This is a genomic window from Herbaspirillum sp. WGmk3 (assembly GCF_023952535.1).
GTDB lineage: Bacteria > Pseudomonadota > Gammaproteobacteria > Burkholderiales > Burkholderiaceae_D > Herbaspirillum > Herbaspirillum huttiense.
Map to the genome: position 1 here is coordinate 1 of NZ_JAKYWT010000081.1, position 265 is coordinate 265.

General features: G+C 65.7%; 1 protein-coding gene. It reads left to right on the forward strand.

Annotation, left to right across the window (positions count from 1 at the left end; translation table 11 throughout):
* Positions 1-265, forward strand: a 265-nt coding sequence (locus MKD49_RS26030) for a peroxidase family protein (protein WP_305882141.1), incomplete at both ends; no start/stop codon positions are given.

Here is a 265-nt window from a genome sequence, read left to right on the forward strand (position 1 = left end):
GCGTTTCGCCCCGCTCAACAGCTGGCCCGACAACGCCAACCTCGACAAGGCGCGCCGGCTGCTGTGGCCGATCAAGCAGAAGTACGGCAAGAAGATCTCCTGGGCCGACCTCATGGTTCTCGCTGGCAACGTCGCGCTGGAATCGATGGGCTTCAAGACGTTCGGCTTCGCGGGTGGCCGCGCCGACGTCTGGGAACCGGAAGAACTGTATTGGGGTCCGGAGGGCACCTGGCTCGGCGACGAGCGCTATAGCGGCGAGCGCCAG